This is a genomic window from Haliscomenobacter sp. (assembly GCF_965225875.1).
In the GTDB taxonomy this organism is placed as follows: domain Bacteria; phylum Bacteroidota; class Bacteroidia; order Chitinophagales; family Saprospiraceae; genus Haliscomenobacter.
Window position 1 is genome coordinate 726924 of sequence record NZ_CBDDBS010000001.1, and the last position, 24478, is coordinate 751401.

Annotated in this window: 19 protein-coding genes; 8 read left to right on the forward strand and 11 right to left on the reverse strand. The window is 47.5% G+C overall.

What is annotated here, in order from left to right; all coding sequences use genetic code 11:
* The first annotated feature begins 267 nt into the window (after positions 1-267).
* Both ACO08K_RS02855 and ACO08K_RS02860 read left to right on the forward strand, forming a co-directional pair.
* Positions 268-849 carry a DUF6940 family protein gene (locus ACO08K_RS02855; protein WP_421794880.1) on the forward strand — a complete coding sequence of 194 codons (582 nt, stop codon included), beginning with the start codon at positions 268-270 and terminating at the stop codon, positions 847-849.
* 37 nt (positions 850-886) lie between these two features.
* On the forward strand, positions 887-1867 hold the full coding sequence (locus ACO08K_RS02860) for a hypothetical protein (protein WP_421794881.1): 981 nt from the start codon (positions 887-889) through the stop codon (positions 1865-1867).
* A gap of 207 nt (positions 1868-2074) precedes the next feature.
* Here ACO08K_RS02860 and ACO08K_RS02865 read toward each other — a convergent pair whose 3' ends face one another.
* The 4 genes from ACO08K_RS02865 to ACO08K_RS02880 form a co-directional block, all read right to left on the reverse strand.
* Positions 2075-2806, reverse strand: coding sequence for a nucleotidyltransferase family protein (locus ACO08K_RS02865; protein ID WP_421794882.1), 732 nt, complete (start codon positions 2804-2806; stop codon positions 2075-2077).
* 129 nt (positions 2807-2935) lie between these two features.
* Positions 2936-4066, reverse strand: a complete 1131-nt coding sequence (locus tag ACO08K_RS02870; protein WP_421794937.1) for a Gfo/Idh/MocA family protein — start codon at positions 4064-4066, stop codon at positions 2936-2938.
* A gap of 174 nt (positions 4067-4240) precedes the next feature.
* Positions 4241-5446 carry an MFS transporter gene (locus ACO08K_RS02875; protein ID WP_421794883.1) on the reverse strand — a complete coding sequence of 402 codons (1206 nt, stop codon included), beginning with the start codon at positions 5444-5446 and terminating at the stop codon, positions 4241-4243.
* A 222-nt stretch (positions 5447-5668) separates the two neighbouring features.
* A complete protein-coding gene (locus tag ACO08K_RS02880; protein ID WP_421794884.1) occupies positions 5669-6430 on the reverse strand; it encodes a 3-keto-disaccharide hydrolase in 762 nt (253 codons plus the stop codon).
* Between the two features lie 223 nt (positions 6431-6653).
* On the opposite strand from ACO08K_RS02880, the gene ACO08K_RS02885 reads away from it, so the two are divergent.
* Entirely contained in the window at positions 6654-9755 is a 3102-nt protein-coding gene (locus ACO08K_RS02885; RefSeq protein WP_421794885.1) for a VPS10 domain-containing protein, read from the forward strand.
* 101 nt (positions 9756-9856) lie between these two features.
* Here ACO08K_RS02885 and ACO08K_RS02890 read toward each other — a convergent pair whose 3' ends face one another.
* Complete coding sequence (locus tag ACO08K_RS02890; RefSeq protein WP_421794886.1) at positions 9857-10759, reverse strand: 1-aminocyclopropane-1-carboxylate deaminase/D-cysteine desulfhydrase; 903 nt, start codon at positions 10757-10759, stop codon at positions 9857-9859.
* Between the two features lie 268 nt (positions 10760-11027).
* Entirely contained in the window at positions 11028-13886 is a 2859-nt protein-coding gene (locus ACO08K_RS02895) for a M16 family metallopeptidase (protein WP_421794887.1), read from the reverse strand.
* Positions 13887-14159: 273 nt separating this feature from the next.
* On the opposite strand from ACO08K_RS02895, the gene ACO08K_RS02900 reads away from it, so the two are divergent.
* A complete protein-coding gene (locus tag ACO08K_RS02900) occupies positions 14160-17333 on the forward strand; it encodes a WD40/YVTN/BNR-like repeat-containing protein (RefSeq protein WP_421794888.1) in 3174 nt (1057 codons plus the stop codon).
* A gap of 160 nt (positions 17334-17493) precedes the next feature.
* Here the strand turns inward: ACO08K_RS02900 and ACO08K_RS02905 are convergent, their stop codons facing one another.
* Positions 17494-17910, reverse strand: a complete 417-nt coding sequence (locus ACO08K_RS02905) for a hypothetical protein (RefSeq protein ID WP_421794889.1) — start codon at positions 17908-17910, stop codon at positions 17494-17496.
* 647 nt (positions 17911-18557) lie between these two features.
* Between ACO08K_RS02905 and ACO08K_RS02910 the strand changes: the two genes are divergently transcribed.
* Together ACO08K_RS02910 and ACO08K_RS02915 are read left to right on the forward strand one after the other, a co-directional pair.
* Positions 18558-18908 carry a DoxX family protein gene (locus tag ACO08K_RS02910; RefSeq protein WP_421794890.1) on the forward strand — a complete coding sequence of 117 codons (351 nt, stop codon included), beginning with the start codon at positions 18558-18560 and terminating at the stop codon, positions 18906-18908.
* 77 nt (positions 18909-18985) lie between these two features.
* On the forward strand, positions 18986-19243 hold the full coding sequence (locus ACO08K_RS02915) for a DoxX family protein (protein ID WP_421794891.1): 258 nt from the start codon (positions 18986-18988) through the stop codon (positions 19241-19243).
* A gap of 239 nt (positions 19244-19482) precedes the next feature.
* Here ACO08K_RS02915 and ACO08K_RS02920 read toward each other — a convergent pair whose 3' ends face one another.
* Entirely contained in the window at positions 19483-20517 is a 1035-nt protein-coding gene (locus ACO08K_RS02920; RefSeq protein ID WP_421794892.1) for a WG repeat-containing protein, read from the reverse strand.
* Positions 20518-20765: 248 nt separating this feature from the next.
* Here ACO08K_RS02920 and ACO08K_RS02925 point away from each other — a divergent pair, with 248 nt between their 5' ends.
* Together ACO08K_RS02925 and ACO08K_RS02930 are read left to right on the forward strand one after the other, a co-directional pair.
* A complete protein-coding gene (locus tag ACO08K_RS02925; protein ID WP_421794893.1) occupies positions 20766-20906 on the forward strand; it encodes a hypothetical protein in 141 nt (46 codons plus the stop codon).
* A gap of 40 nt (positions 20907-20946) precedes the next feature.
* Positions 20947-21753, forward strand: coding sequence for an alpha/beta fold hydrolase (locus ACO08K_RS02930; RefSeq protein ID WP_421794894.1), 807 nt, complete (start codon positions 20947-20949; stop codon positions 21751-21753).
* Here the strand turns inward: ACO08K_RS02930 and ACO08K_RS02935 are convergent.
* From ACO08K_RS02935 to rfbC, 3 genes are all read right to left on the reverse strand, one after another.
* Positions 21745-23196, reverse strand: a complete 1452-nt coding sequence (locus ACO08K_RS02935; protein ID WP_421794895.1) for an outer membrane protein — start codon at positions 23194-23196, stop codon at positions 21745-21747. The two genes, ACO08K_RS02930 and ACO08K_RS02935, sit on opposite strands and share 9 nt — an antisense overlap.
* Positions 23177-23752, reverse strand: coding sequence for an RNA polymerase sigma factor (locus ACO08K_RS02940; RefSeq protein WP_421794896.1), 576 nt, complete (start codon positions 23750-23752; stop codon positions 23177-23179). The genes ACO08K_RS02935 and ACO08K_RS02940 overlap by 20 nt, the downstream gene beginning before the upstream one ends.
* 183 nt (positions 23753-23935) lie before the next feature.
* Positions 23936-24475 carry a dTDP-4-dehydrorhamnose 3,5-epimerase gene (gene rfbC, locus ACO08K_RS02945; RefSeq protein WP_421794897.1) on the reverse strand — a complete coding sequence of 180 codons (540 nt, stop codon included), beginning with the start codon at positions 24473-24475 and terminating at the stop codon, positions 23936-23938.
* Positions 24476-24478 lie beyond the last annotated feature (3 nt).

The following is a 24478-nucleotide window of genomic DNA, read 5'->3' on the forward strand; positions in this document are numbered from 1 at the left end:
GATGGGGTAAGCCACAAATGACACAAATTTTCACAAATTGGGCACAAACTTCGTTTGTACCTCCGCGAAACTTTAATTCAGTGCTCTAGCACAAACGAAGTTTGGGCTTTAATTTGTGAAAATTTGTGTCATTTGTGGCCGAAAAACTTTTGCCGCAGGCAAAAGAAAATCCGCGTAAATCCGTGGCATCCGTGGCATCCGCGTTGCTATCATGTCGCTTTAGCCTCGCTTACACCTTATCACTTTATACCTTGAACCTACTAAAACATGTGGCAAGCTGACCCTATAACTCAAGCCCCAACAACGCTCCAATTCCAAATCAAGGAACAAGATGAGCCATTATCCTTCGCCCAAGTGATTCAACTCTGGCAAAGCTCCACCCCTTTTCGCAGCTACTTCAACAGTTTTCTCGCCGAAATTCCCTTTGAGGCATACTATTGGGAAGTAGCACCAATGACCCAAACTCAAACCAGTCTTTCCTTTGAATTCGTCGCCATCAACAGCGCTCCTTTGCGCCACATCATTCCAGATCAAAGCGCTTTTCAGGAATATTTTGCGCAAGGCAAAGCAGTCGTAGATTTTTTAAACCTGGGCAAAGACGCCCATTTGCTGGTGCCTACACCGATTGGCGATGCCAATTGTTACGCGCATCTTGCCCAATTTGTAAGGCATGCCCCAGCGGCACAGCAGGATGAATTCTGGAAAAGAGTAGGTGAATTGTATGAAGCGGCTTTGAATGATCAACCACTGTGGCTGAGTACAGCGGGTTTGGGAGTTTCTTGGTTGCATTTGCGGATGGATTCTAGGCCTAAGTATTATCGGTATGAGGGGTATAAAAAATGGGCCTAGGCCAGTTGCTTTGTATCATCAGCGTATAACCTTAATCATGCACCTGCTAAAAATCAGCCTTAGTATATTACTCTCAATGTACGCCATAGTGTCCTTGGCTCAAACCGCCCCTTACCCCAACAAGGAACTCAACTACCCCATTTGGCCAAGCTGCGAAAAAAGAAGTGCTTATATCACTGAGCAAAAAAACTGCACTGAGAAAGCTTTTGCTACTTTCTTGCGGGCGAAAATCAATTGGGCAGAAGTCTCCACAACGCCCATTGCTCGTGCTCAAGTTTACTTAAGTATTGATTATACTGGCAACGTGAGCGGTTACGGGATTATCAATTGCAGGGATACTCAACTGGCAAAGCAACTGTTATCGGCTTTATCCCAAGTGCCCACAGGTTGGTTGCCCGGAAATGAATCTACCTATCTCAATGGTTATGTGGATCAAGCCGATGTAATTGACGCCAGAATTTATGCTGAATTATTTTGGAGTAACCAAACGTTGGACTCCTTACGGTTCTATAAGCTTATCGGCGTGGCTCGAAAGCCCTATGTGTTTTACGAAGTAACTGCGATAGGTGATTTTTTAGACTACCCTGGCCAGGTTAGAGCTTTGACTCAAAGGCTTATTTCCGACCTGAAAATTCAGGCCAGGCTGGAAAAAAAGCCAGATACTGAAAAAGATTCATTCATGTTGCACGGCATGCTCAATAGCCGTGGGTTGATTGATTCGCTCCAAATCCTGCAAAGTTCTGATAGTCCGTTTGCTAAGGCTACTGTATCTGCACTCCAGTCTATCCCTTGGACGTCAATAGATTATTACGGCTTTAGTCAACCGCGTGTTTTTTTAGCTAAATTTATTTTTAAACCCGCAACACGATATCCAAAAGGTACAGAAGTGTTTTACCCTGGCCATTATTATACTGATTTCTATCAAAGTGGGTTCAGCTTTCCTAATGGGAGTTTAGGAGCACTTAAATTTATTCACGACAACTTGGAAATTCCCCAAATCTCACCAATAGCGATCTAGCTTCGTCCATTTGTAAAATTCAGTTATTTTTTAATCCAGACGGTCGCATCTATAATTATCGATTCAAGAGCTCTATACATCCTATAGTCGATCAACGGATCGCATCCATCCTGACCGAAGGCCCTACGTGGAAACTTGACCGAAAAAGCAATCACGGTCTTAAAGCCATTATGGAGTTAACCTATCGCGTCCAAATTGAGCCTTGAATTACCGCGGCAACACCGCCTCCAAAATCTCGCCCGCTTTTTCCAACTGCGGGATTTTCCCCACATCCATCCAAATATCCCCATCGTGCGGATAAGCCACAATCCTTTCGGTCGCAGCCGCACTCAGATAAGTATCAATGATGGAAAAAACAGAGGCCTCCGCCGGGAAAAAATCAAAAATCTGTGGACTGATTGCATGAATGCCGCTGAAGCACCGGGGCTTTAAGTCGGGCTCATCGCGCGACAAACGGGTCTCGCCAGTTTTTACATTACTCCAGCCGCACAATTGCCCAACTGAGTTGAACAAAAAATAGCGCGAACTTTCCCGTTGACGCACCGCCAAAGTTGCCAGGGCATCGTTTTGCAAATGAGTTTGATAAAATTGCCGCAAATCGAGATTGGTCAGAGCGTCGGCATTGGTCACCAAAAAAGGCTCTTCTTTCAAAAACCACTCCGCTTTTTTCAGCCCGCCTCCCGTATCCAAGAGCAAATCCCGCTCATCCGAAATTTGAATGTTGATCCCAAAATGGTCTTTGGCTTGTAAAAAATCGATGATTTGCTCGCCAAAATGGTGGATGTTCACGATGATGTCTCGGCAACCCGCTGCTTTGAGGCGAAGAATGGCAATTTCAAGCAAGGGATGCCCTTTTACAGGTACCAATGCCTTGGGCATGGAGTCGGTGATGGGACGAAGCCGGGTACCGAGGCCGGCGGCGAAGATGATGGCGCGCATAAAAAAGTTTAGGAGTTGAGGGGTTGAGAAGTTGAGGCTGCCGTAGCGACCCGGCCACTTCGGCTACGCTCAGTGACCGGGTCGCTGCGGTAGCCTCAACTTCTCAACTCCTCAACTTCTCAACTATATTCAAAATTTCACCCACTTCGCAGTGGATTTTCCAGATTCAATTACTTTTTCAATAAAGCGCATGCCGCGTACGCCGTCCTTTACTGATGGGAAGTCAAGCAGTGGATCAGCCGCTTCACCCGCCATACGTGCTTGCACAGCCAGTGCAAAGTTCCGGTAAATGTTGGCAAAAGCCTCCAGGTAACCTTCCGGGTGGCCCGCAGGTACCCGAATGTGGGCATTCGCTTCCGGGCTGAGCGGGGTGATTTTAGGGCGGTAAATTTCTTTGGGCTTGTCCAAACGGGTAACCAGCAAGGTATTTGGCTCTTCCTGCCGCCAGTACAAACCACCTTCTTCACCGTAAACCCGGATATTCAGTCCGTTTTCTTCACCCGCCGAGATTTGGCTGGCGTGCAGAATTCCCTTGGCGCCATTGTCAAAGTGCAGGAGCACGTTGCCATCGTCATCCAGTTTGCGGCCTTCCACAAAGGTGCTGATGTCGGCACACATTTCGGTGATTTGTAAGCCCGTGATGTATTCAGCCAGGTTTTCAGCGTGGGTACCAATATCACCCATGGCTCCAGCGATGCCCGATTGGGTTGGGTCGGTGCGCCAGATGGCCTGCTTGTAATTGGTATCTTCTTCCTTGCGGGAAAGCCAACCTTGGGGATATTCCACTACCACTTTGCGGATTTTGCCCAACTCCCCGTTGCGCACCATCGCCCGGGCTTGTTTCACCATCGGGTAGCCGGTGTAGTTGTGGGTGAGGGCAAAAATGAGTCCGGTTTTTTCTACCAAAGCTTCTAGTTCCAAAGCCTCTTCCATGGTAAAGGCAAGGGGTTTGTCACAAACCACGTGAAAACCATTTTCCAGCGCCATTTTAGCGGGGCCGAAATGCACGTGGTTGGGGGTTACGATGGACACAAAATCCATCCGCTCGCCCTCTGGTAACAACTTTTCTTTTTCAATCATTTCCTGGTAGCTGCCGTAAACCCGGTTGGCGGGCACGTACAGGTCTTCGCCCGACAAACGAGAGCGTTCAGGGTCACTGCTAAAAGCGCCACATACCAGTTCGATATGGCCATCGATAGCGGCGGCAATCCGGTGTACTCCTCCTATGAAGGCTCCACGGCCACCACCTACCATGCCCATTCTTATTTTGCGTTTCATGATCCGTAGGTGTTAAAAAGTTCTGGATAAAGATAAGCCTGAGGTATGGTTTTTTGCCACATCCCCAGGCTTAATTCCAAGTTTTTCCCTTAAAAAAAGTGTTGGGTCACTTGGTTTGCAATCTGTAGGTTGAAAGAAGCTGAAAAAAGACTGATGTTAAGCGTTAGCTTTTCCTTTTTTTACCCAAAAAAACAGAATGGTAAACAACACAATCAATATACCTGGGAATAAGACCATCGTTCCCAAAGTAGCCTGACCTGCCACCAATTCCAGTTCATCACCAGTAAGTCCGGTTGCTGCTGCAGCTGCCTTATCGGAATCAATCCAACGCCCAATAATGGGCTGAAAAATCGATGTAGAGAACATTCCGACTGCACCGATAATCGACATCCCCAAGGCACCACTGGCGGGTATTTTGTCGGCAATAAAACCAATCATATTAGGCCAGAAATAAGCTACCCCAAATGCGAAGAAAATTGCAGCCACATAGGCCATTGCTCCGGTTTGTGTACTGAAAAGAAATATTCCAATGGCAGCAAGAACGGCAGACCCAAGAAGCACCCCGGTCTGATCGAATTTGTGAACAACTTCTCCGCCAAAATACCTACATACAGCCATCAAACCAGTAACCAAGGCCAGAATCAACATGGGTTGAGCGCCACTCTTTGCCAATATCAAACCAACCCACTGTTGCGGGCCAAACTCTGATATTGCGGTTAACGCCATACAAACCATCATAAAAATGAACAATGGCGAAAACATCGCTTTAAGATTCATGGACAAACTAGCCTCTTCCTTGGTTTTAGCTACCGGCCAATCTTGGCCATAGAACAAGTAGGCATAAACCAGGGTAGGAATTATAATAACCCAAATCTGCGCCTCCCAGCCAAAACCAGCATCAGTCATGAATTTTGAAACCAAACTACCAATGACTATACCGCCGGGAAACCACATGTGAAAACGATTCAACATTTTGCTCATGGTGTTGCCCTCAAAAGCGTCTGCAATCATCGGATTACAAGCCGCTTCCGTACATCCATTTCCTATCCCAATGAGCAACGTGGAAATAAGCAATCCAACATAGCTGCCGGAATAAATAGTCATCAGAATACCGATTGCATGCGCCAAAAAAGCAAACTGCATGATGCGTTTGCCTCCAACGGTGTGATAAACTAATCCACCGATTACCATGGAAATCGGAAATCCGAGGAACCACATGGAGTTGATATATCCCAATTGTTCAGCTGACAAACCAAGCTCTTCACCAAGCTGGGGTAGAATACCCGCCCTGATGCTAAAAGACAAGGCGGTCGTGATAAGGGCAAAACAACTGCCGTAAAAAAGTCGTGATTTGTTGATCATAGCAAGACCGAGTTAAAAGTGTCTGTTGAATGTTGTTTGTTATAGGCTTCTAAGTGGTTGAACAGTGTTAATCGACATTTTTGACTTGATCTTTTGAATTTCATCTTCCTTATTTTTTCATTACAATGCGCTGCATTACGCTTCAAAAATAAGTCGCTGAAATCCAAAATCTCGGCGTCAAATTCTGTCGATTAACACTGTTCAACCACTTGTCAAGCCTGTTTATAGTTTCCGCAGTTTGATGTTGCGGAAGGAGATTCCATCACCGTGGTCTTGCAGACCAATGTGTCCTTTGCGGAAGGTGCCAAACTTGGGGTGGTCCTTCCACTTACTCTTCGGGATCAAGGCATTCCACTCGGCAGAACCCATCGTGGTAGAAACCACTTTTTTACCATTCAGCCAATGTTCTACCATATCGCCTTTACAGATCAGGCGGACTTTGTTCCATTCTCCGACCGGCTTGGCCGTTTGAGGGGTGGCCACATACATATCATAGAGGCTACAAGCCCGGCGATTTTCAAATTTGGCATCGGGGTGACAGTCATTGTCGATGAGTTGTAATTCTGGGCCAGTCTGCCAAGGATAGCGAATAGACGGATCTTCGTGGATATGGTAAATGATACCACTGTTGCCACATTTGGCAATTTTCCACTCGATGCGCAATTCGTAGTTTTCGTATTCAGCCTCGGTAATGATGTCGCCACCGCCACCTACCTGAAAGCCGTCGGCATTTTTGTTGGATACGTCCAGGTACAGGACTCCATCTGCTATTTTCCAGCGCTCGCCGATGGTTTGTTTGTTGTAATTGCGCCAGCCTTTTGTCGTTTTGCCGTCAAAAAGCAAGATCCAGCCAGCTGCTTTTTCAGCAGCAGTCAAGGTATTCGGAGCAACTTCTGGCGCAGCTTTTTCTTTTTTCAGCACAAAAGCAGTACCCACTGCAAAGGCTGCGAGGATTACGCACAAGGATAGAAATCTGTTCAACATATGTTTAATACTTTGAAAATGGCAGAATTGGGTAGAGTTTAAGTGTTGGTGAGTTCATGGAAACAAAACCGATAATGTAATTCGCACACTAAGGTAAGCAATGAATTTTATTTTTTAAAAAGAGTTTTGGACAAAATATTATCATGATTTTTTCAGTAAAATTATCAATGCATGTTTTTAGTCGACAAAATGCGGAAATCGCTATCTTCCCAGCAAAAAAAACATGCAGAAATTTTTTCTGTGCGTGGTGTTGATGAGCCACGCTTTTTTGGCCTTAGCCCAAACCACCAAAGATCCGAATGCGATCATCCAGCCAGATTTGTTGGCCAATTTGAAATACCGCCACGTTGGCCCAAGCCGGGGAGGCCGGGCGACGGCAACCACCGGGGTTCGCCAGGAGCCCTTCACCTTTTACCTGGGTGCAACGGGTGGTGGAGTTTGGCGCAGCAACGATGCAGGCAATACCTGGGAAAATTTGTCCGATGGCCAGATCAAATGTGGCTCCATCGGGGCGATTGCCGTTGCACCCTCCGACCCTTCGGTTATTTACGTGGGTACGGGTTCGGCTTGCCCACGGGGCAACATCTCCGCTGGAGTTGGGGTCTACCGAAGCAGTGACAAAGGCAAAACCTGGGATTTCATCGGTTTGCCCAAGTCCGGCATGGTAGGCAAAATCGAAGTCCACCCCCAAAATCCCGATGTGGCTTTTGTGGCAGCCCTGGGCAACCCCTTTGGACCTAACCCTGAACGAGGGGTGTACCGCACAACTGACGGCGGCAAAAAATGGGATCTGGTACATACCGCCGGAGATTCCACCGGTTGTGTCGACCTGGTAATGGACCCCAGTAACCCGCGTATCCTCTACGCTGCCATGTGGCGCGCCGAACGCAAGCCATGGACCATCCATGATGGCAATAATAAAGGCGGCATCTGGAAATCAGTCGATGGGGGTACTACCTGGAAAAAACTGGAAGGTGGCCTACCCACTGGCCTACTCGGCCGCATCGGCATCACTGCTTCTCCCGTCAACCCCAACCGCCTTTGGGCCATCGTGATCACGCCAGACGACGCTACTTCTGGCCTGTACCGCAGTGAAGACGCCGGAGATTCCTGGACGCGGGTATGTCGCGACCACCGCCTGCAACAACGCGGTTGGTACTACAGCCACGTTACCGCTGATCCTAAAAACGAAAATGCGGTGTACATCAACAATGTCGACTTTATGAAGTCGATCGATGGGGGCAAAACCTTTGAAGAAATCAACGTACCCCACGGCGACTGCCACGGCATCTGGCTCAACCCCGATAACCCCAACATCATGATCAACTGCAACGATGGGGGTGCAACGGTGAGTTTGAACGGTGGCAAAACCTGGACCGATCAGCACAATCAACCTACTTCGGAATTTTACCGCGTCACCGTTGACGAACAATTTCCATACCTGCTTTATGCTGGCCAACAGGACAACAGTACCATCAGTGTTCCTTCCCGCGAACCCGGAGGCCTGAGTGATACCGAGCACTGGCACGATGCGGGGGGCAGCGAATGCGCCGATGTGGCAGTTAGCCCGACCGACCCAAACATCATCTGGGCAACAGCATACAGCGGCGAAATCACACGGATGAATCGCGCCACTGGAGAAGTTCGCCAATTGACCGCGTATCCCCACTATACCGAGGGTACCGTAATGCGCGATCTGAAGTACCGTTTTCAGTGGAATGCCCCCGTATTGGCGTCCAAACACCAGGCGAACACCATATACTATTGTTCCAATTACGTGCACCGCTCCACCGACGATGGCCAGACCTGGCAAATCATCAGTCCCGATCTGACCCGCAAGTTGGATCAATACCTGATCATGCCCGGTGGCCCCATTCAGCACGATGCTACCGGAGTGGAGGTATACAGTACGGCCTTCGTGATTGAAGAAGCGCCTCAAACCGCCGGCGAACTATGGGTAGGCAGCGACGATGGCCGCATCCACATCACCCGGGATGGAGGTAAAACCTGGACCGAGATCACGCCAAAAGGCATCATTCCTTTTGAATGTACCATCAATAAAATTGAGTTGTCGGTACACACGCCGGGGAGGGCATTCGTGGCTGTACAAAATTACCGCAACAACGATTTCAAGCCCTACATCCTGCGCACCAATGATTATGGCAAAAGCTGGCAATTGTTGACTGATGGAAAAAATGGCATCCCCAGCGGCCACTTCACCCGCGCCATTGCTGAGGATTCAGACAAAAAAGGCTTGTTGTTTGCCGGAACGGAATATGGCATTTACGTTTCCTTCGACGATGGAGCACACTGGCAATCGCTGCAGTTGAACCTCCCCTATACACCAATCACTGACCTGGAAGTTCACCACGGCGATCTGGCCATGAGCACCCAGGGCCGCGGATTCTGGCTTTTGGAAGGTGTATCGGTTTTGGAACAACTGCAAAACGAACAAGCCAAAGCTGCCTTACACCTGTACAAACCTCGCGATACCTACCGCACCAATGTGAGCGGCTACCGGGCGGTATTCCATGTCAACCTCGCCGATGAACCCGGCAAGGATACCGAAAGCAAGCTGGAAATTCTGAACGCGCAAGGAAAAGTAGTGCGCACTTACAGTTCTAAAGGAGAAGATCGCCGCAGCAAACTGAGTTTGAAAAAAGGCTGGAATACCTTGTCCTGGGATTTGTTGCACGATGGCCCAATCAACGCTGAACGGCTGGTGCTGATGGAAATGGGCGTTCCCATCATGGGGCCACCCGCAGCGCCGGGTGATTACCAGGTCCGCGTTACGGTCGGGAAAGAAAGCAAAACCCAGGCCTTTAAAGTGCTGCCCGATCCACGCTGGAAGGATGTAAAACAGGAAGATTATGTGGCGCAGGAAAAACTAGCCCTGGAAATGCGCGACCTGATCAGCGACTCTCAACGCAAGATCAAAAACCTGCGCAGTTTGCGGGAGCAAATTGAGGACGCTGCCGGGCTGGCCGTAAAAGCTGGTCATGCTGCCAAAATCAAGGATCTGGCTACGGAATTGGCCAAAGGCCTGACTGCAGTAGAAGATGAAATCGTGCAAAACCAGGCCGAAGCCAGCCAGGACAATTTTAATTATCCTCGGCGCTTCATCAACCACATGGCGCGGATTTACAGCGTACTCATCGGAGATCATCACCGTCCAACTGGTGGGGTACTAGAAGCTTACTCCGACATTAAAAAGGTATACCAGGGAATTTCACAACGCTACGATGTGGCGGTGAAAAATACTCTGGAGCGTTTTAATAAGGTATTGGAAGAGGAGAAGGTGGCAAGAGTGATTGATTTGAAGTGACCCGACTGAGGTGACTCTTGGGTGCCTAGGTTTCTTAGGTGGTGCAAAATCTATTCTTCACCACCTAAGAAACCTAAGGCACCCAAGGAACACCTTAGAAATTAGCGCCAGCCTTGCATGCCCCCCGTATGCACCACACATATCCTGGAACCGGCTGGAAAATAACCTTGCTTTGCCCTATCCAGCACTCCCCACATCATTTTCCCCGTATAAATGGGCTCCAAAGGCAGATCATACTTTTTTATTTCCACCAAAAAATCCAGCAACTCAGGAGGCGTTTTGGCGTAGCCACCAAAATGGTACTCGGTAGCAATAGCCCAATTGTCAAGGCTGTTCGAACCCAATAACTGTTGAACTTCCGCTTTGTGAAAATCTCCCTTCAAAGCTGAAAAACCCAGCGCAAAGGCCCGGCCCGCCAAACCCTGAATCATACCCGCCAGGGTACCGCCTGTCCCACAACTCAAACAAACGTAATCCACCTCTGCTTGCGCCAAAATCTCTTCGGCCAGTTCTGCACAACCGCGCAAAGCCAGAGTATTGGTCCCCCCTTCCGGAATGATATAGGCTTGAGGAAACTGCGCTTGCAATTGAGCCAATACCTGTGGATCGTCTTTGCGTCGATAAGCTTCCCGAGACCAAAAATGTAATTCCATCCCACAATCCGTAGCAAAATCCAGGGTCGGATTCAAGGGCAGTACCTTCTCCCCTCTGATGATGCCGATGGTATTGAAACCAAATAATTTCCCCGCGCTGGCGGTAGCCGCAATGTGATTGGAAAATGCTCCGCCGAAGGTGAATAATGTCTTGAAACCCTGCTCACGAGCGGCAGCCAGGTTGTATTTCAGTTTGCGCCATTTGTTGCCGCAAAAAGCTTGATCCCCAGGTTGGGTTTCCAGTTGTAATAAGTCGTCGCGTTTGATGAAACAAGTGAGGTTTCGAGCTTCCAGGATCGGGTGTTGGAAGCGTTGAAGAGGGCTGGGTGGATGTTGGAAAAGAGCCTGCATAATGATGGCAGTCTAATAGTAGTGTAAAACCTGGCGTTTACTTCAAATACCAAAAGTAAAGCACGGCTCCAGAACTCCCCTCCGAAAGTTTCAGACTTTCGGAGGGTTCTTAACTGCACCGTCTTGCGCAAAAATCATTTGATCAGAACTTTGCATTCAAAATGGTACGCTAAAGAACTTCCCGAAAGGGTGTACCTTTCGGGAAGGCATAATGAGTTGTATGGCTTTTTTCAAAGCCTATTTGTCAGCCTACAGGCTAAGATTAACGTTAGTAGCCAAACACCTCCTCCAGACTCACTTCCCGCAACGCCCCGAAGTTTTCCAGATATTTCAAATCCACCTGAGATTTGCTGCCCATAACCAGGAAGGTATAAGCACGACCCCGTACATATTCTTCATGGAAAGCGACCAAATCCCGGCTGCTAGAGCGTTCGGTATGTTGATAAATTTCCTGACGCATATCGCCCGTATAGCCCAGTTCCTGATTGGCGCGTGCCGTCCAGTATATCCGGGAAGGGATGATGCGCTCACTTTCGATACGTTTCAGAATGGCTTGTCGGGCGTGTTCAATTTGAGAATCAACCACTGGCATTTCATTCAACAATTGCAGGAAAGTAGGAATAGCATCCGAAAGTTTATCGGGCTGCGTACCCACATAGGCTTGCAGGTAGTGCGCCCAATCCCGTTTGCGGGGCGAGCTGTAAAAGGCATAGGTGGAATAAGCCAATGCTTTGGATTCCCGAATTTCCTGGAAAACGATCGAAGAAAGTCCCAAGCCAAAATAATCGTTGAACAGATCGCTACTCAGGTGTTCATCCATGTTGAACTGTGGGGTGCCTTTGGAAACCAGCATCACATCCGTTTGGACAATCGGGAAATCCAAAAATACCACCTGGTTTTCTTTGGTATCCAGTTGGGTAAATGCCCGGGATGGAACGGCTTTTTTCAATGGCGAAGTAACCCGGTGGTGGGTTTCCAGCAAGTTGGTTACTTCCGTCATCGGCATTTGCCCGTAGTAGTAAATCTTGTGCTCAAAGCTACTCAGGTCCTTGATTTTTTGGCAAAGCTCGTCGGCCTCCAATTGGCGCAATTCTTCTACCGCCAGGCGATAGGTAAAAGGCGAATCGGTGCCGTAACGGGCGTAATTCCCCAAGGCGTTGCGCAACACTATATTCCGATCCTTCTTCGCATTGGCCCGGTGGGTCAAAGCATCGGTCACAACGTTTTGCAGAATGGCGGTATCCGGTTGAAGACTGCTGATGATGTGCTCCAACAACTCCAATCCCTTGAGCATGTTGTCTTCCAGGCCACTCAGGGTCATGTAAGTGTAATCATCGTCATTGCTGACTTCGAAGCTCAATCCCCAACGGTACAATTCCCTTTGCAAATCAGCGGAACTGTAGCGACTCGTACCCAGGTAAGGCAGGTATTGTACCGCGATGGCCAACCTGCGATCGCTGTTTTTTCCCATCGGGAAAATGTAATCCAGACGGAAAAGCGAATTGTTCGGGTTGCGGACATAATCCAACTGTACACCCGATTTGAGCGTGGTGGATTGAATGGCTGTTTCAAAATCAACAAAAACGGGCTCAATCCGCGGAGTGCTAATGTCTAAAAAAGCCTGGGCGTAATCGGAAACCGAGTCTCGATTGAGTTCCACGGCGGTGATCTCCGGTTTTTCTACCTTGATCACGTTGGAATCTTCCGCTTGTACTTTTTGTACTTCAACGTAATTGTCCTTAAAATGCTTTTGGGCAAATTCGACAATTTGTTCTTTGGTGATTTTGGCAATGTCGCTGATTCGGCGAGTGTAGTGCTCCCAGTCCATCCCGAGGATAAAACTGCTGGTCATGGCATTGACCCGGGCACTATTGGATTCTGAAGCCATCACTTGTCCGAGTTTGTAGTCGTTGATGACCGCTTCTACCATCCATTCTTCAAATTCACCCCGGCATATTTTTTGCAATTCGCCCAGGAGAATTTCCTTAACTTCTTCCAGGGTTTGGCCTTCCCGAGGTTTGCCATACAAACCAAAGACGGAATAATCTTCATAAAACCAGAACCAGGATTCCGACTCCAATACCTTTTGCTGCTGATTGACATTCAGGTCAAGTAGACCCGCCTGGTCGTTGTACAAAAGGGTACGGATCAGCAAAAGGAAAAGGGTATCTGCCGATTTGGCCTGATCAAAGCGCCAGGCGAGCATCACCAATGCAGGTTCTTGCCCATAAACCACCTTCAGAACGGGTTCATTCAGATCTGGTTGTGGGGAAAAAGTGAAGGGTGGAACGGGTTTGGGCTCGTAGGTACCAAAGTATTTTTCTGCCAATTCTACCACCTGTGCAGGGTCAAAATCACCCGCCATAGCCAGAGCCATGTTGTTCGGAACATAGTAGGTTTGGAAATACTTCTGGATGTTCACCTGTGAAGGGGTGCGCAAATGTTCTGCCGATCCAATGGTGGTTTGGGTTCCATAGGGATGTGAAGGGAAAAGTACTTCCCGGATCGCGGTGTTGACTTTGCGAACATCCTTATCCTGAGAAATATTGAACTCTTCGTAAACAGTTTCCAACTCGGTATGGAACAAACGCAGGGCCATCATCCGAAAACGTTCAGATTCCAGTTGCATCCAACGTTCCAGTTCATTGGCTGGGATGTCATTGACGTAAACAGTCTGCTCAACCCAGGTGTAGGCATTGGTATCTTTGGCGCCAATGTTGCTCACCAATTTGTCGTATTCGCTGGGAGCCGTCAATTTGGCAGCTTCAAAAGATACCCGATCAATTTCGGCATAAATCCGCCGGCGCTCAGCTTCATCCTGAGTGGCCCGGTGGGCTTCGTACAAATCAGAAATTTGCTCCAGTAGTACTTTTTCTTTTTCCCAATCCAATGTCCCAATGCGGCTGGTGCCTTTAAATAACATATGCTCCATGTAGTGGGCCAAGCCTGTAGTCTCCGGTGGATCTTGTTTGGATCCTGCCCTTACCACAATATTGGTGTACACTCTTGGTTCATTTTTATTTACACTCAAAAACAATTGTAATCCGTTAGAAAGGGTATAGCGTTGAACTTTCAATAAATCGTCAGGGACGGTTTTGAAAGCGTATTGCATTTTTGCGTCAATCATCTCTTCTCCAGATTTTTTTATAAAACAGCATGTAATATAATGCATTGAAGCGAAGAATAGTTTTTTTTGACCTCAATCCAGCGATTATTCCACCTACACAAATCGGGCCAAAGCGACTTTGATCTTCGTTTTACTGCCTTATCCCCTTGCAATTGGGCCTTTGGGCTTTGTTCATTTATTTTTCAATTCGTGTGGGGTATATTCGCCTATTCACCCCGCTACCACAACTTTCTGGGGGTATTTTCTATCTCAGCTATAACCAAATCCAAATTTATGCAACCTAGGCTGCTGTTTACCCTTTGTTGTGCAGTTTTTGCTATGTCTCTCCCTGCACAAAGCCTTGATCTCAAACCGTTCAAAAACATCAAACCACGCAACATTGGCCCATCCGGGATGTCTGGGCGGATCACCGCCATTGACGTTGTACAAAGCGAGCCCGACCACATTTACGTGGGCAGCGCTTCGGGTGGGGTGTGGAAGTCCGAAAGTGGTGGCATCACCTGGACGCCTATTTTTGACGATCAAGCCATTCAATCCATTGGTGCCATTGCCATCAACCAATCCAATCCAAGCGACATTTGGGTCGGAACGGGTGAGGGCAACCCGCGCAACTCTCAAAACTTCGGTTTGGGTATTTTCCGTTCGCTCGATGCAGGAAAGACTTGGAAAAACATGGGGTTGAAAGAGACCAAAACCATCCACCGCATCATCATTCACCGCGACAATCCCAATGTGGTTTTCGCCGGAGCTCAAGGTTCAGCCTATGGCCCCAATGAGGAACGCGGCGTGTACCGGACCAAGGATGGAGGTAAAAACTGGGAACGAATCCTCTATGTCAACAACCAAACCGGTGTGGCCGACATGGTTGTAGACCCCAGCAACCCCAACAAAATCATCGTAGCCATGTGGGAATATGGCCGCAAGCCCTGGACCTTCAATTCGGGAGGAGCAGGCTCTGGCATCTACGTGACCCACGATGGTGGCGATACCTGGGAACGCCGCAGTGACGCCGACGGCTTACCTAAAGGTATGCTCGGCCGGGTTGGGTTGGCGATTTCCCGCTCCAAACCCAATATCGTTTATGCTTTGGTGGAAGCCAAAGACAATGCCTTGTACAAATCCGTTGATGGTGGCAAAAAATGGAGTGTAGTAGCTACCAAAAACATTGGCGACCGTCCCTTTTATTACGCTGAAATTTATGTTGACCCCAAGAATGAAAACCGCCTCTGGAATATTTTCTCTTTGGTCACCAAAAGTGAAGATGGGGGTAAAACTTTTGAAACCGTACTCCCCTACTCGGGTGTACACCCCGATCACCATGCCTTCTGGATTCATCCAAATGATCCGAATTACATCATTGACGGCAACGACGGTGGTTTGAACATCTCGCATGATGGCGGAAAAAGCTGGCGCTTCATTGAAAACATTCCGGTGGGCCAGTTTTACCACGTCAACTACGACATGTCGATCCCTTACAAAATTGGGGGTGGCATGCAGGACAACGGTTCCTGGGTTGGCCCAAGTGCCGTTTGGCAAGCCGGAGGAATCCGTACCAGCCAGTGGTTGGAAGTGTTCTTCGGCGATGGTTTTGACCTCGGTTTCCGCCCCGACAATTCGCGGTATGTCTACGCCATGTCGCAAGGGGGCAATGTAGGTTACGTGGATACCGAAACGGGCAAAACCCAGTTCATCAAACCCACTTCGCCCAACGGTACCGAGCTGCGCTTCAACTGGAACGCTGGTTTTTCCCAGGACCCGCACAATGCCTGCGGGGTGTATTTTGGCAGCCAGTTTTTGCACTACAGCAAAGATTGTGGCCAAAGCTGGGAGATCATTTCTCCTGACCTGACCACCAACGATACCTCCAAACAAAAACCTCACCTGAGTGGTGGTTTGACCCTGGACGCAACCAACGCCGAAAACCATACCACCATCCTGGCGATTGCCCCCAGCCCCAAAGACGCGAAGGTGATTTGGGTGGGTACCGATGATGGTAACCTCCAATTGACCCGCGACGGCGGCAAAACCTGGAGCAATCTGATCAGCAAACTGCCGGGTTACAAGGCGGCAAGCTGGATTCCCTACATCGAAGCTTCACCACAGAATGCCGGAGAGGCTTTTGTGATCGTGAACGACTACCGCCGCAACGACTGGCGGCCCATCGTGTACCATACCAGCGATTACGGCCAAACTTTCCGCAAAATTGTGGATGAAAACAAGGTGAGTGGTTTCACTTTGTGTATTGTACAGGACCCGATCGAGCCCAAGTTGTTGTTTCTGGGCACCGATCAAGGTTTGTACCTCAGCATCGACAAGGGTACCACCTGGACCAAGTGGACCAATGGTTACCCCAGCGTACCTACTGCTGACATGAAAATCCACCCGCGTGATCACGACCTGATCATTGCTACTTTTGGTCGGGCATTCTGGATTTTGGACGACATCCGCCCCCTACGCGAAATTGCCCGTACGGGTGGCAAGGTGCTGGAGCAACCCTTCAAAGTTTTCCCCGTTCCGGATGCTTATCAGGCAGCGTTTAAATCTTTTGAAGGCATCCGCTTCTCTGCCGACGGGATGTTTGCCGGGGAAAACAAGGCGCCTGGTGCCTGGATCACCTTGTGGGCACCTTATGTAAAACCTGCCGCTGCACCTGCAAGCACAACTGCAAAACCTGCCGCAGCCAAGGAAGAAAAACGCCCCGAGCGGGTAAAAATAGTCATCCTTTCCAGTACCGGGGATACCGTTCGAACCTTTAGCTCTCGGGTAGATACGGGTATGGTAAAAGTCTACTGGCCTTTGAATCGCAACGGAGTCCGCCAGCCCAGCCGCCAGGAACGCCGCCCGGATGAAGATGCACCCAGCGGCCCACAGGTACTGCCCGGCACCTACAAAGTAGTGGCAATTTGGGGCAAACTCAAGGATTCGACCTCAGTAACAGTCAAGTCTGACCCACGCCTTGAGGTAAAAATGGAGGACTTGAAAGCCAAGGACGCTGCGTACCGCGACTTTGAAAAAGTGATCAAAAAAGCCAGCGACGGTTTCGATCAGCTCAAGGAAGCCCGCAATACCATTCGCCGGGTAGATGCGGCCCTGGCCAATGCACCGGATAGTACCAAACAACAATTGTCCAAACTGGGTAAAGCACTACAAGACAGTCTGAACATCCTGGAACGCCTCTACATGGAACCCGAAGATGTCAAAGGCATCCAGCGCGATGACGACAACCTGACTTCAGCACTTGGACGCGCCCAGCAATACATCAACGCATCAGAGGGCGCACCGAACCAGGGTGCCCAACGTATGCTGGCTCAAGCCCGCAAACAAACTGCAGATGTGTTGAACCGCATCAATAATTTCTTCAGTACGAAGTTTGCGGATTATCGGAAGAAGGTGGAAACGGTGCAGTTTTCGTTGTTTAAGCCGTATGTGCCGCTGAAGGTGGAGTAAAATGCCTATCTTCCTGAGGTGCCCCTTTAGTGCCTTAGGTTTCTAAGGTGGTGAAGAATTATATCCTGCTTCGCAGGTGACTTCTTTTTTCACCACCTAAGAAACCTAAGGCACTAAAGGGGCACCTTAGTTGGTTGATATTCCCGTTCTTTTGCGCTCATTACTCATCGTACTTCGTCCCATTTTCCAGTTTATTGTTCCGCCAATAATCAACCCGGGATGCTTGATAACAATTGCAATCAGTATAGTGACAAAACTCCTCCCAAAATTGATCTGCTTTTTCTTTGTCCTCATTTGGCATTAAGGGATAAGTTTGGTTCCAAAATCTCAATTCAACGTAGTGAGAAAGAGCATATTCACTGGCCAAAACCATCTTAGATTCACAATACATAACCGCGCATTTAAACTCTTCCTTTTTTAAGCGTTGGCGCATACATTGGCAATATTTTTTTCCTGCAAATTGAGCTTCTGCTTGGATGTCGCCATGTGGTTTACAGCTCCAAAATTGTATCGTTATGATACAGATACAAATGGCGGCTATTACTTTGTTTTTTAATCGTGCTGTTATTTGGGGCATAAAAATTGAATTTTAAGATAAGTTCTGAATGTTTAAGAAAGTTCAGTCCATTTAGTCTTTACGCTCCTGGCAGGGGCCTGACTTAGTTTCCTCACAACAATGCTCTCGAAGATAGATCATTACTTCAGAGGAAATTTGGATAACTGTATGCCTTTCACGACTTATTGTATGGCTTGTGTCAGGCAGGGAGAGATATGCGACATACTTCCTGTACCATTTAAACTTGATTTTTGCCTTGGATTCACACAAAACTCTAGCATGTCGATAATCTCTTTTAACGAGTTCGGTATACATACAATTACAAAAGAACTTCCCTATTCTCTTGGCCTCTTGTTCAACATCCACATCTTCTTCGTAGCACGCCGGGAATGAAAGTAAAAGTAAATAATAGACTATTTTTTTCATCTCATTCTCATTTTTAATCGTCAACATTAGCGATCCTGCCCCTCGATGGTACGAAAGCATCCAGCAACCTTTTACTTGGTTTTTACAGGACGAATATCCCTTTCAGCTTGAAAATACCAGTCTTGCGCCTATTTTTCACTACATTTGAGTATCAGCTATCCTAAATCGACGATCTACCTCTTCTCTCCACATGGGACAATCTCCGAAAGGCCAGATGAATAGAACGAAAATAAAAAAACAAAATGATCAACTTCACGACAGCTTGTCAAATCATTGTAGCATTCTCAGTGGCTTATGTTTGGATATTTAGATTTCACAACATCATCCTAGAATTCAAACAATTCGGACTTAGTGACTTAACACGCAGCGCAGTTGGTGCCACCAAAATAGCGTTGGCGACCTTACTTGTTGCAGGCATATGGTATCCGTCTTTAGTGCTTGTGCCATCGCTGCTGATGGGTTTACTGATGGTAGCTGCACAATTTTTTCACTTCAAAATAAGCAACCCTTTGGTGAAACATTTGCCTTCTTTATTCCTTTTACTGCTGTGCATTTTCATTGCTTTGGTTTCATCAAATATCCTTAAATCGTGAGCCTACTCCACTTTTGTATTTTCATTTCAAGCCTCTCTTTTTTTGCGTATAGCATATCGTATTTTTTTTCTCCTCACATGAAAAGCGAATTCAAACGCTTTGGTTTGGAGCGAATAGGAATGCTCACCATAGTTTTGGAATTACTGGGGGCGGCTGGTCTTCTTTGCGGATTGGTCTACACCCCTATATTGCTGCTTTCTTCAGGAGGCTTAGCGTTATTGATGTTTTTTGGCGTGCTGGTACGGATAAAATCAAAAGACACCCTGTTTGTTTCATTGCCTGCCCTGTTTTTAATGGGATTGAATTTGTACATCCTCATCGTGTCAATAAAGTAATGTACGAATCGGAAAGGCGAGTAGTTTGACGCAAAATTATGCACGATGTTTAACGACAACGACAAGTCTTTTGTTGGAGGGACCAGTTTTCAAAGATTAAAGACCTCATTTTCTTCAAATTACACACGTCAGGAGACGTGCGGATAATGGTACAGGTCTGGAGACCTGTACCAGCGGTGACGCAATATTTTTGGTTGGTTTCGGAAGACTTGAACTAGCTGGGAATGAAAAAATTGCTTTTAATCTGGATCAACCCACACGAATTCCCCTCTCCTATTGATCCAGCCAGTAGTGTCACCTATGCTCGCCTTACATAAGTAACCTTGAAAGCCAAACTGATCCAGCCAATCAAACCTTTTATCTGATACAACTTGATTTTGGCGATTGATTATGATCCATTTATCATCCTTTGGGTCTTGTGCAGTGGCAAGACCTAAAGTAAAGCGAGAAACCTGGCTGTAAATCAATGGAATTACCACATTTCCTTTGGAATTAATATACCCATGGGATTCTCCTTTGATTACTAAAGTAATACCATCATGAAACCATGGATCTACATAGTCGTACGGACTTACATCCAAGGATTTTTTGCCAAATTCATTGATGAAATATTTTTTATTAGATTGTTCAATCAAAGCTAATCCCTCATTTAACTGATTTCCCTCTCCCGGGACACAAAACTTTACCCGCCCCATAGTGTCATAGTAACAAGTCTTCTTAGTATAGATTATACAAGCCAACCTACTTTTAGCGTCAAATGAACTAGGCACGCCTCCGCTAATGGAAAATACCTTTTCTCCTTTCCTATTCAAATAAAGGAATTTCCCTTCGCTCAATACCGCTAAAAGTCGATCACACTCATCAAAATTCCCACTAATATGTGAAATTCCCTGATTAGGAATTGCTAGCCGTTTTTGCCCATCTAGATCATAGAAAAAAACAGTGTCGTTTTCTATCTCATCAACTTTGATCCATTCCCCATTAAAATCTAGAGGCATCGAGTTTGGAGGAATTTTTAGTAAAACTGAACCTTGATTATTAACCATGCGCTTTCCTATGGAATCTTCAATTAAAAATACATCTTTTTTTAGGGGATAAACATTCAAATACTTTGGCTCCATCACAATTTGCCCTGAAGTATCGATAAGACCGAATTTACCATTTACTTTTATAGGGTAATACAAAGAGAGGTAATCCTCACCTTGTTGCGTCTGATTACAGGCAAACGGGATACACAGGAAAAAGTAAGTAATAAATTTTTTGAAGACCGACATATACTTTTTTTGCTATGCATAGAATAATTATCCACTAGCCCAAATCTATTTTCCCCTAGCCCAAGTCTTGTCCGTCAGCTTTGAGGCGCAACGCTGGTACAAGTCTCCAGACTTGTACCAATATCCCTGCGTCTCCAGACGCAAAATCATGCACGATGTTAAACGACATGGGCAAGCCTTTTGTTGGAGAAGGCTGATTTTTAAAGATTAAAGAACTCATTTTCTTTTGATTACACACGTCAGGAGACATGCAGATAATGGTACAGGTCTGGAGACCTGTACCAGCGGTAGCGCAATGTTTTTGGTTGGAGTTGGAAGACTTGGCCTGGCAAAAGGAATCCAATAATAAATTGATTACTTTGGCAGCATTAAAACCGATGATTGAGTAAACTGGAGAGCCGTTCATTCGCAAAGCAGGCTTAATTTTTTATGCAAAAAAACGAACTACATCTTACCCACGGAACCCTTTCCTACCACCATCACGGAAATGGGCCCCACCTCTGGCTTGCCTTCCACGGCTTCGCCCAAGATGGAAGTGTTTTTGCACCCTTAGCCCCTTACCTGCCCAAAGATGTCTGTTTGATTGCCCTCGATTTGCCTTGGCATGGAGATTCCGATTGGAAGAAAGATCATTTTTCCATTAATGACATGCGGGAAGCCATTGATTTGTTGTTGGCCAAAAAACAGCAGGTGAAGTACAGCCTGATTGGTTTTAGTTTCGGGGCCCGGCTTGCGTTGGCTTTGGCCAGAGATGAAGCCCAGCGTTGGGAACGGCTGGTTTTATTGGCACCGGATGGCTTGCCGCGGCGTGGGTGGTATGCCTTTTTTGATCACTTACCTTTAGGAATAAAAAAACAAGTGGTTCGTTGGTTTGATCGGTCTGACCTGTTGCTGAAGTGGGCGAATAAATTGTATGAATGGAAATGCCTGGATGCCTTCAGCCTGAAATTTATGCGTCAGCACCTGCAAACGGAAGCTACCCGCAAACGATTAAAGGGCATTTGGCTTTCCGCAGCGGCTTTCCCAAGCTTACGTTCAAGTTGTTCTTTTTTGTCAACAACGCCTGACCTGCCACAACGGCTCATTACGGGGGAACGCGACGCAGTGATCCCACCTGCTTCATTTGCTTATTTGGCACAACAAATTCCCCAACTGCAATGGGCGAGCATTGCAGAAGCAGGGCATGATTTATTTCATACCTCTGTTTTGTCCCAATGGGCACCAGCCTTATTCTAGGATTCTCACGCGGATACCCATCCAGAGTGACATGGTATTGATACGGTCGTGGCTAGGTCCAAATCCATCCGAAAAATGTCCAAGCGAATGTTGATAGGTCGGTTGAGCGAAGAGACTCCAGCGGTCGCTCATAAAGTGTTCAACACCCAAGCCCAGATTTCCGGTAATGTAGCCGTTTTCTTTCACTGAGCCACCTTCTAAAATTCCTCCCGAGGTATTGTCGAAGAGGTCATCGCGCATTTCGGGTTTGAGGGGTGCAGAAGAAGCCGTAGTGATAAAATAAGAAGCAGAAGCAGCCACTTGCAAGGAACCACCGATCACTGCATACAAACGGGAACGTTTGTGCAGGAAGAAATTATAACGAGCGTGGAAAGGAATGTTGATGATGTCGAGGGCAACCTGGTTGAATGAAGCTTTGGTATAACCTTGATCTAAACTACCCTCGAGTTTTATGATCTGGCGAGGATTGTAAGGCTTCGCTGCATAAATCAAACCTGTACCCAACTCCCAGCGGCCTCTTTCTGCTGAAAAAAGAATCCCTCCACTGTAGCCCAAGGCATAACGGCTAAAGACATCCGTGCGGTTTTCTTCATTCGCGGGGGTTATGATTTGATTGTAATCCGAACCTCCAAACATTGCCGCACTCAAGAGGGTCTTTTTGCGGAATGGTTTGAGGGCGTTGGCTTCAAAAATGCTCAGGCGTCGCTGAAGAACAGCATTGGAGCGCTGTTGAGCCAGCGGCGTCAGTTGATTGCCAAACACATAGTAGTTGGACATGGCCTCAGCGTGTTTGGGGTCTTCAATCTGTAAAGTTTGGTTGCCCAGCTCAGGAGTTTTTCCAACCAGGGTTGGGTTAGCTGATTCCAACGTGGAAAGTGCCTTTTGATTGGGGTGTGATACAATTTCGACCTCGGGGGCGTTGTAAGAAAATACGGCGTCATGGTTTCGGTCATCGTGACGATTGCTGCCTTGTCTCAAATGTTTATTGGACGCAAGTTGTTTGGCTTGGCCCGTGGATGGTTTGGAAGCAGCGTTATTGTTCACACGGCCAGCAATTGCCTGTTGGTTTGGAGCTGTATTTTCTGTGGGGAAAGAGGCTTTGTTTTCTGGATTGGATAGCGGCAATTGTACAAAAAGCAAAAGCGCGAGGGTAAAGACTAAAACTTCGCCAAACTTGGACCCCAAGATAAGGTTGCGCAAATACAAGGCCTCTTCCATCCGACGCCGCAAGCGGGCCCAATGCCGAGGTGCAGCACCTACATTAAAATGACGCATCTGTTGAAGCACTTCCCGGTCGAAAGCAGACTCGGCAGCATTGAGGGGCTCCAGCTCTTCATCAGAGGCCATTGCTGCTTGCATCCGTTGCCAATGGTCGGCACGGAATTCCGGATTAAGGTTCTCCAGTTTTTCACGAATGAGTCGGTCAAATTGCGGCTGCTCCATTTTCGTCGTAGTTGCGGGACATCAATATCTCTTTCAGTTTGAGGCGCGCCTTCACCAGGTTAGACCGGGAGGTGCTTTCGGTAATGTTCAGAAGGTCGGCTATTTCCTTGTGGGAATAACCTTCCAGGATGTACAGGTTGAAAACGGTTCGGTATGCAGGAGTGAGCTGTTGGATCGCCTCCAGGATTTCCTGTTGGCTGCACATGCTCACGGCATCGGCGTCTTCTACGCTTAGTTGGACGGCCTGATCGATGTCTTCAGTACGGCGGCGGATGCTTTTGCGGTAAAAATCAATGGCGGTATTGACCATGATTCGCCGCATCCACGCTGTAATTGAAGTACCCGGCTGAAACTTGTTCACATTTTTAAAGACCTTGATGAAGCCCTCGTGCAAAATGTCCAGTGCATCTTCTTCACCATTTGCATAGCGCAAACAGATGCCCATCATTTTACCGTAGTACTGTTCATACAAGGCTTGTTGTGCCCAACGCTCTCGCCGTACACATGCTTGAATCAAGTCGTCTTCTTCATAGTTGGCAGGCCATGCTATCTCCATAGACCACAAAAATTTATCCAAACTACGAAGTTTATTTCAGACTGCCAATAGCCTACTCAAATTGGTCGGTAAATCGACAATCGGAAAACGTACCAGAGGGTAGGAATGCTGCCTAAATATTGGAGAAAATCGAGGTCATTCAGGAACAAATTTAATTGTAAGGGGCTGCCAAAATAAATTGCATCACCGATGTGCTCCAAAATATGGCAAAACCTGATCCTTCTCGGATAAAATGGCCTCACTCAGGTCGATTTCCCAGTCGATTTTTAGTTGTGGATCATTGTAGTGGATCCCCCCTTCGTGCGCTTTGGAATAAAAATTATCACACTTGTAAAAAAACTCGGCGGTAGGACTGAGCACCACATAACCATGAGCGAAACCACGCGGAACGAACAATTGCTTTTTGTTTTCGGCGCTGAGCCGGATGCTGTACCATTGGCCATAGGTGGGGGACTGCGGGCGAATATCTACTACCACATCCAGTACCTCCCCCTCCAGCACCCGCACCAATTTGGCTTGGGCAAAAGGTTCCAACTGGTAATGCAAGCCGCGCAATACGCCAAAGGTAGATCGCGCCTGGTTGTCTTGCACAAAATTGGCCTCAATCCCGGCAGCTTTAAACGTTTGAGCATTGAAGGCTTCAAAAAAGTAACCGCGCTCGTCGGCCCAAACCTGGGGTTCAAACACCAACAGATCGGGGATTGGAGTTGGAATAAACGGCATAAA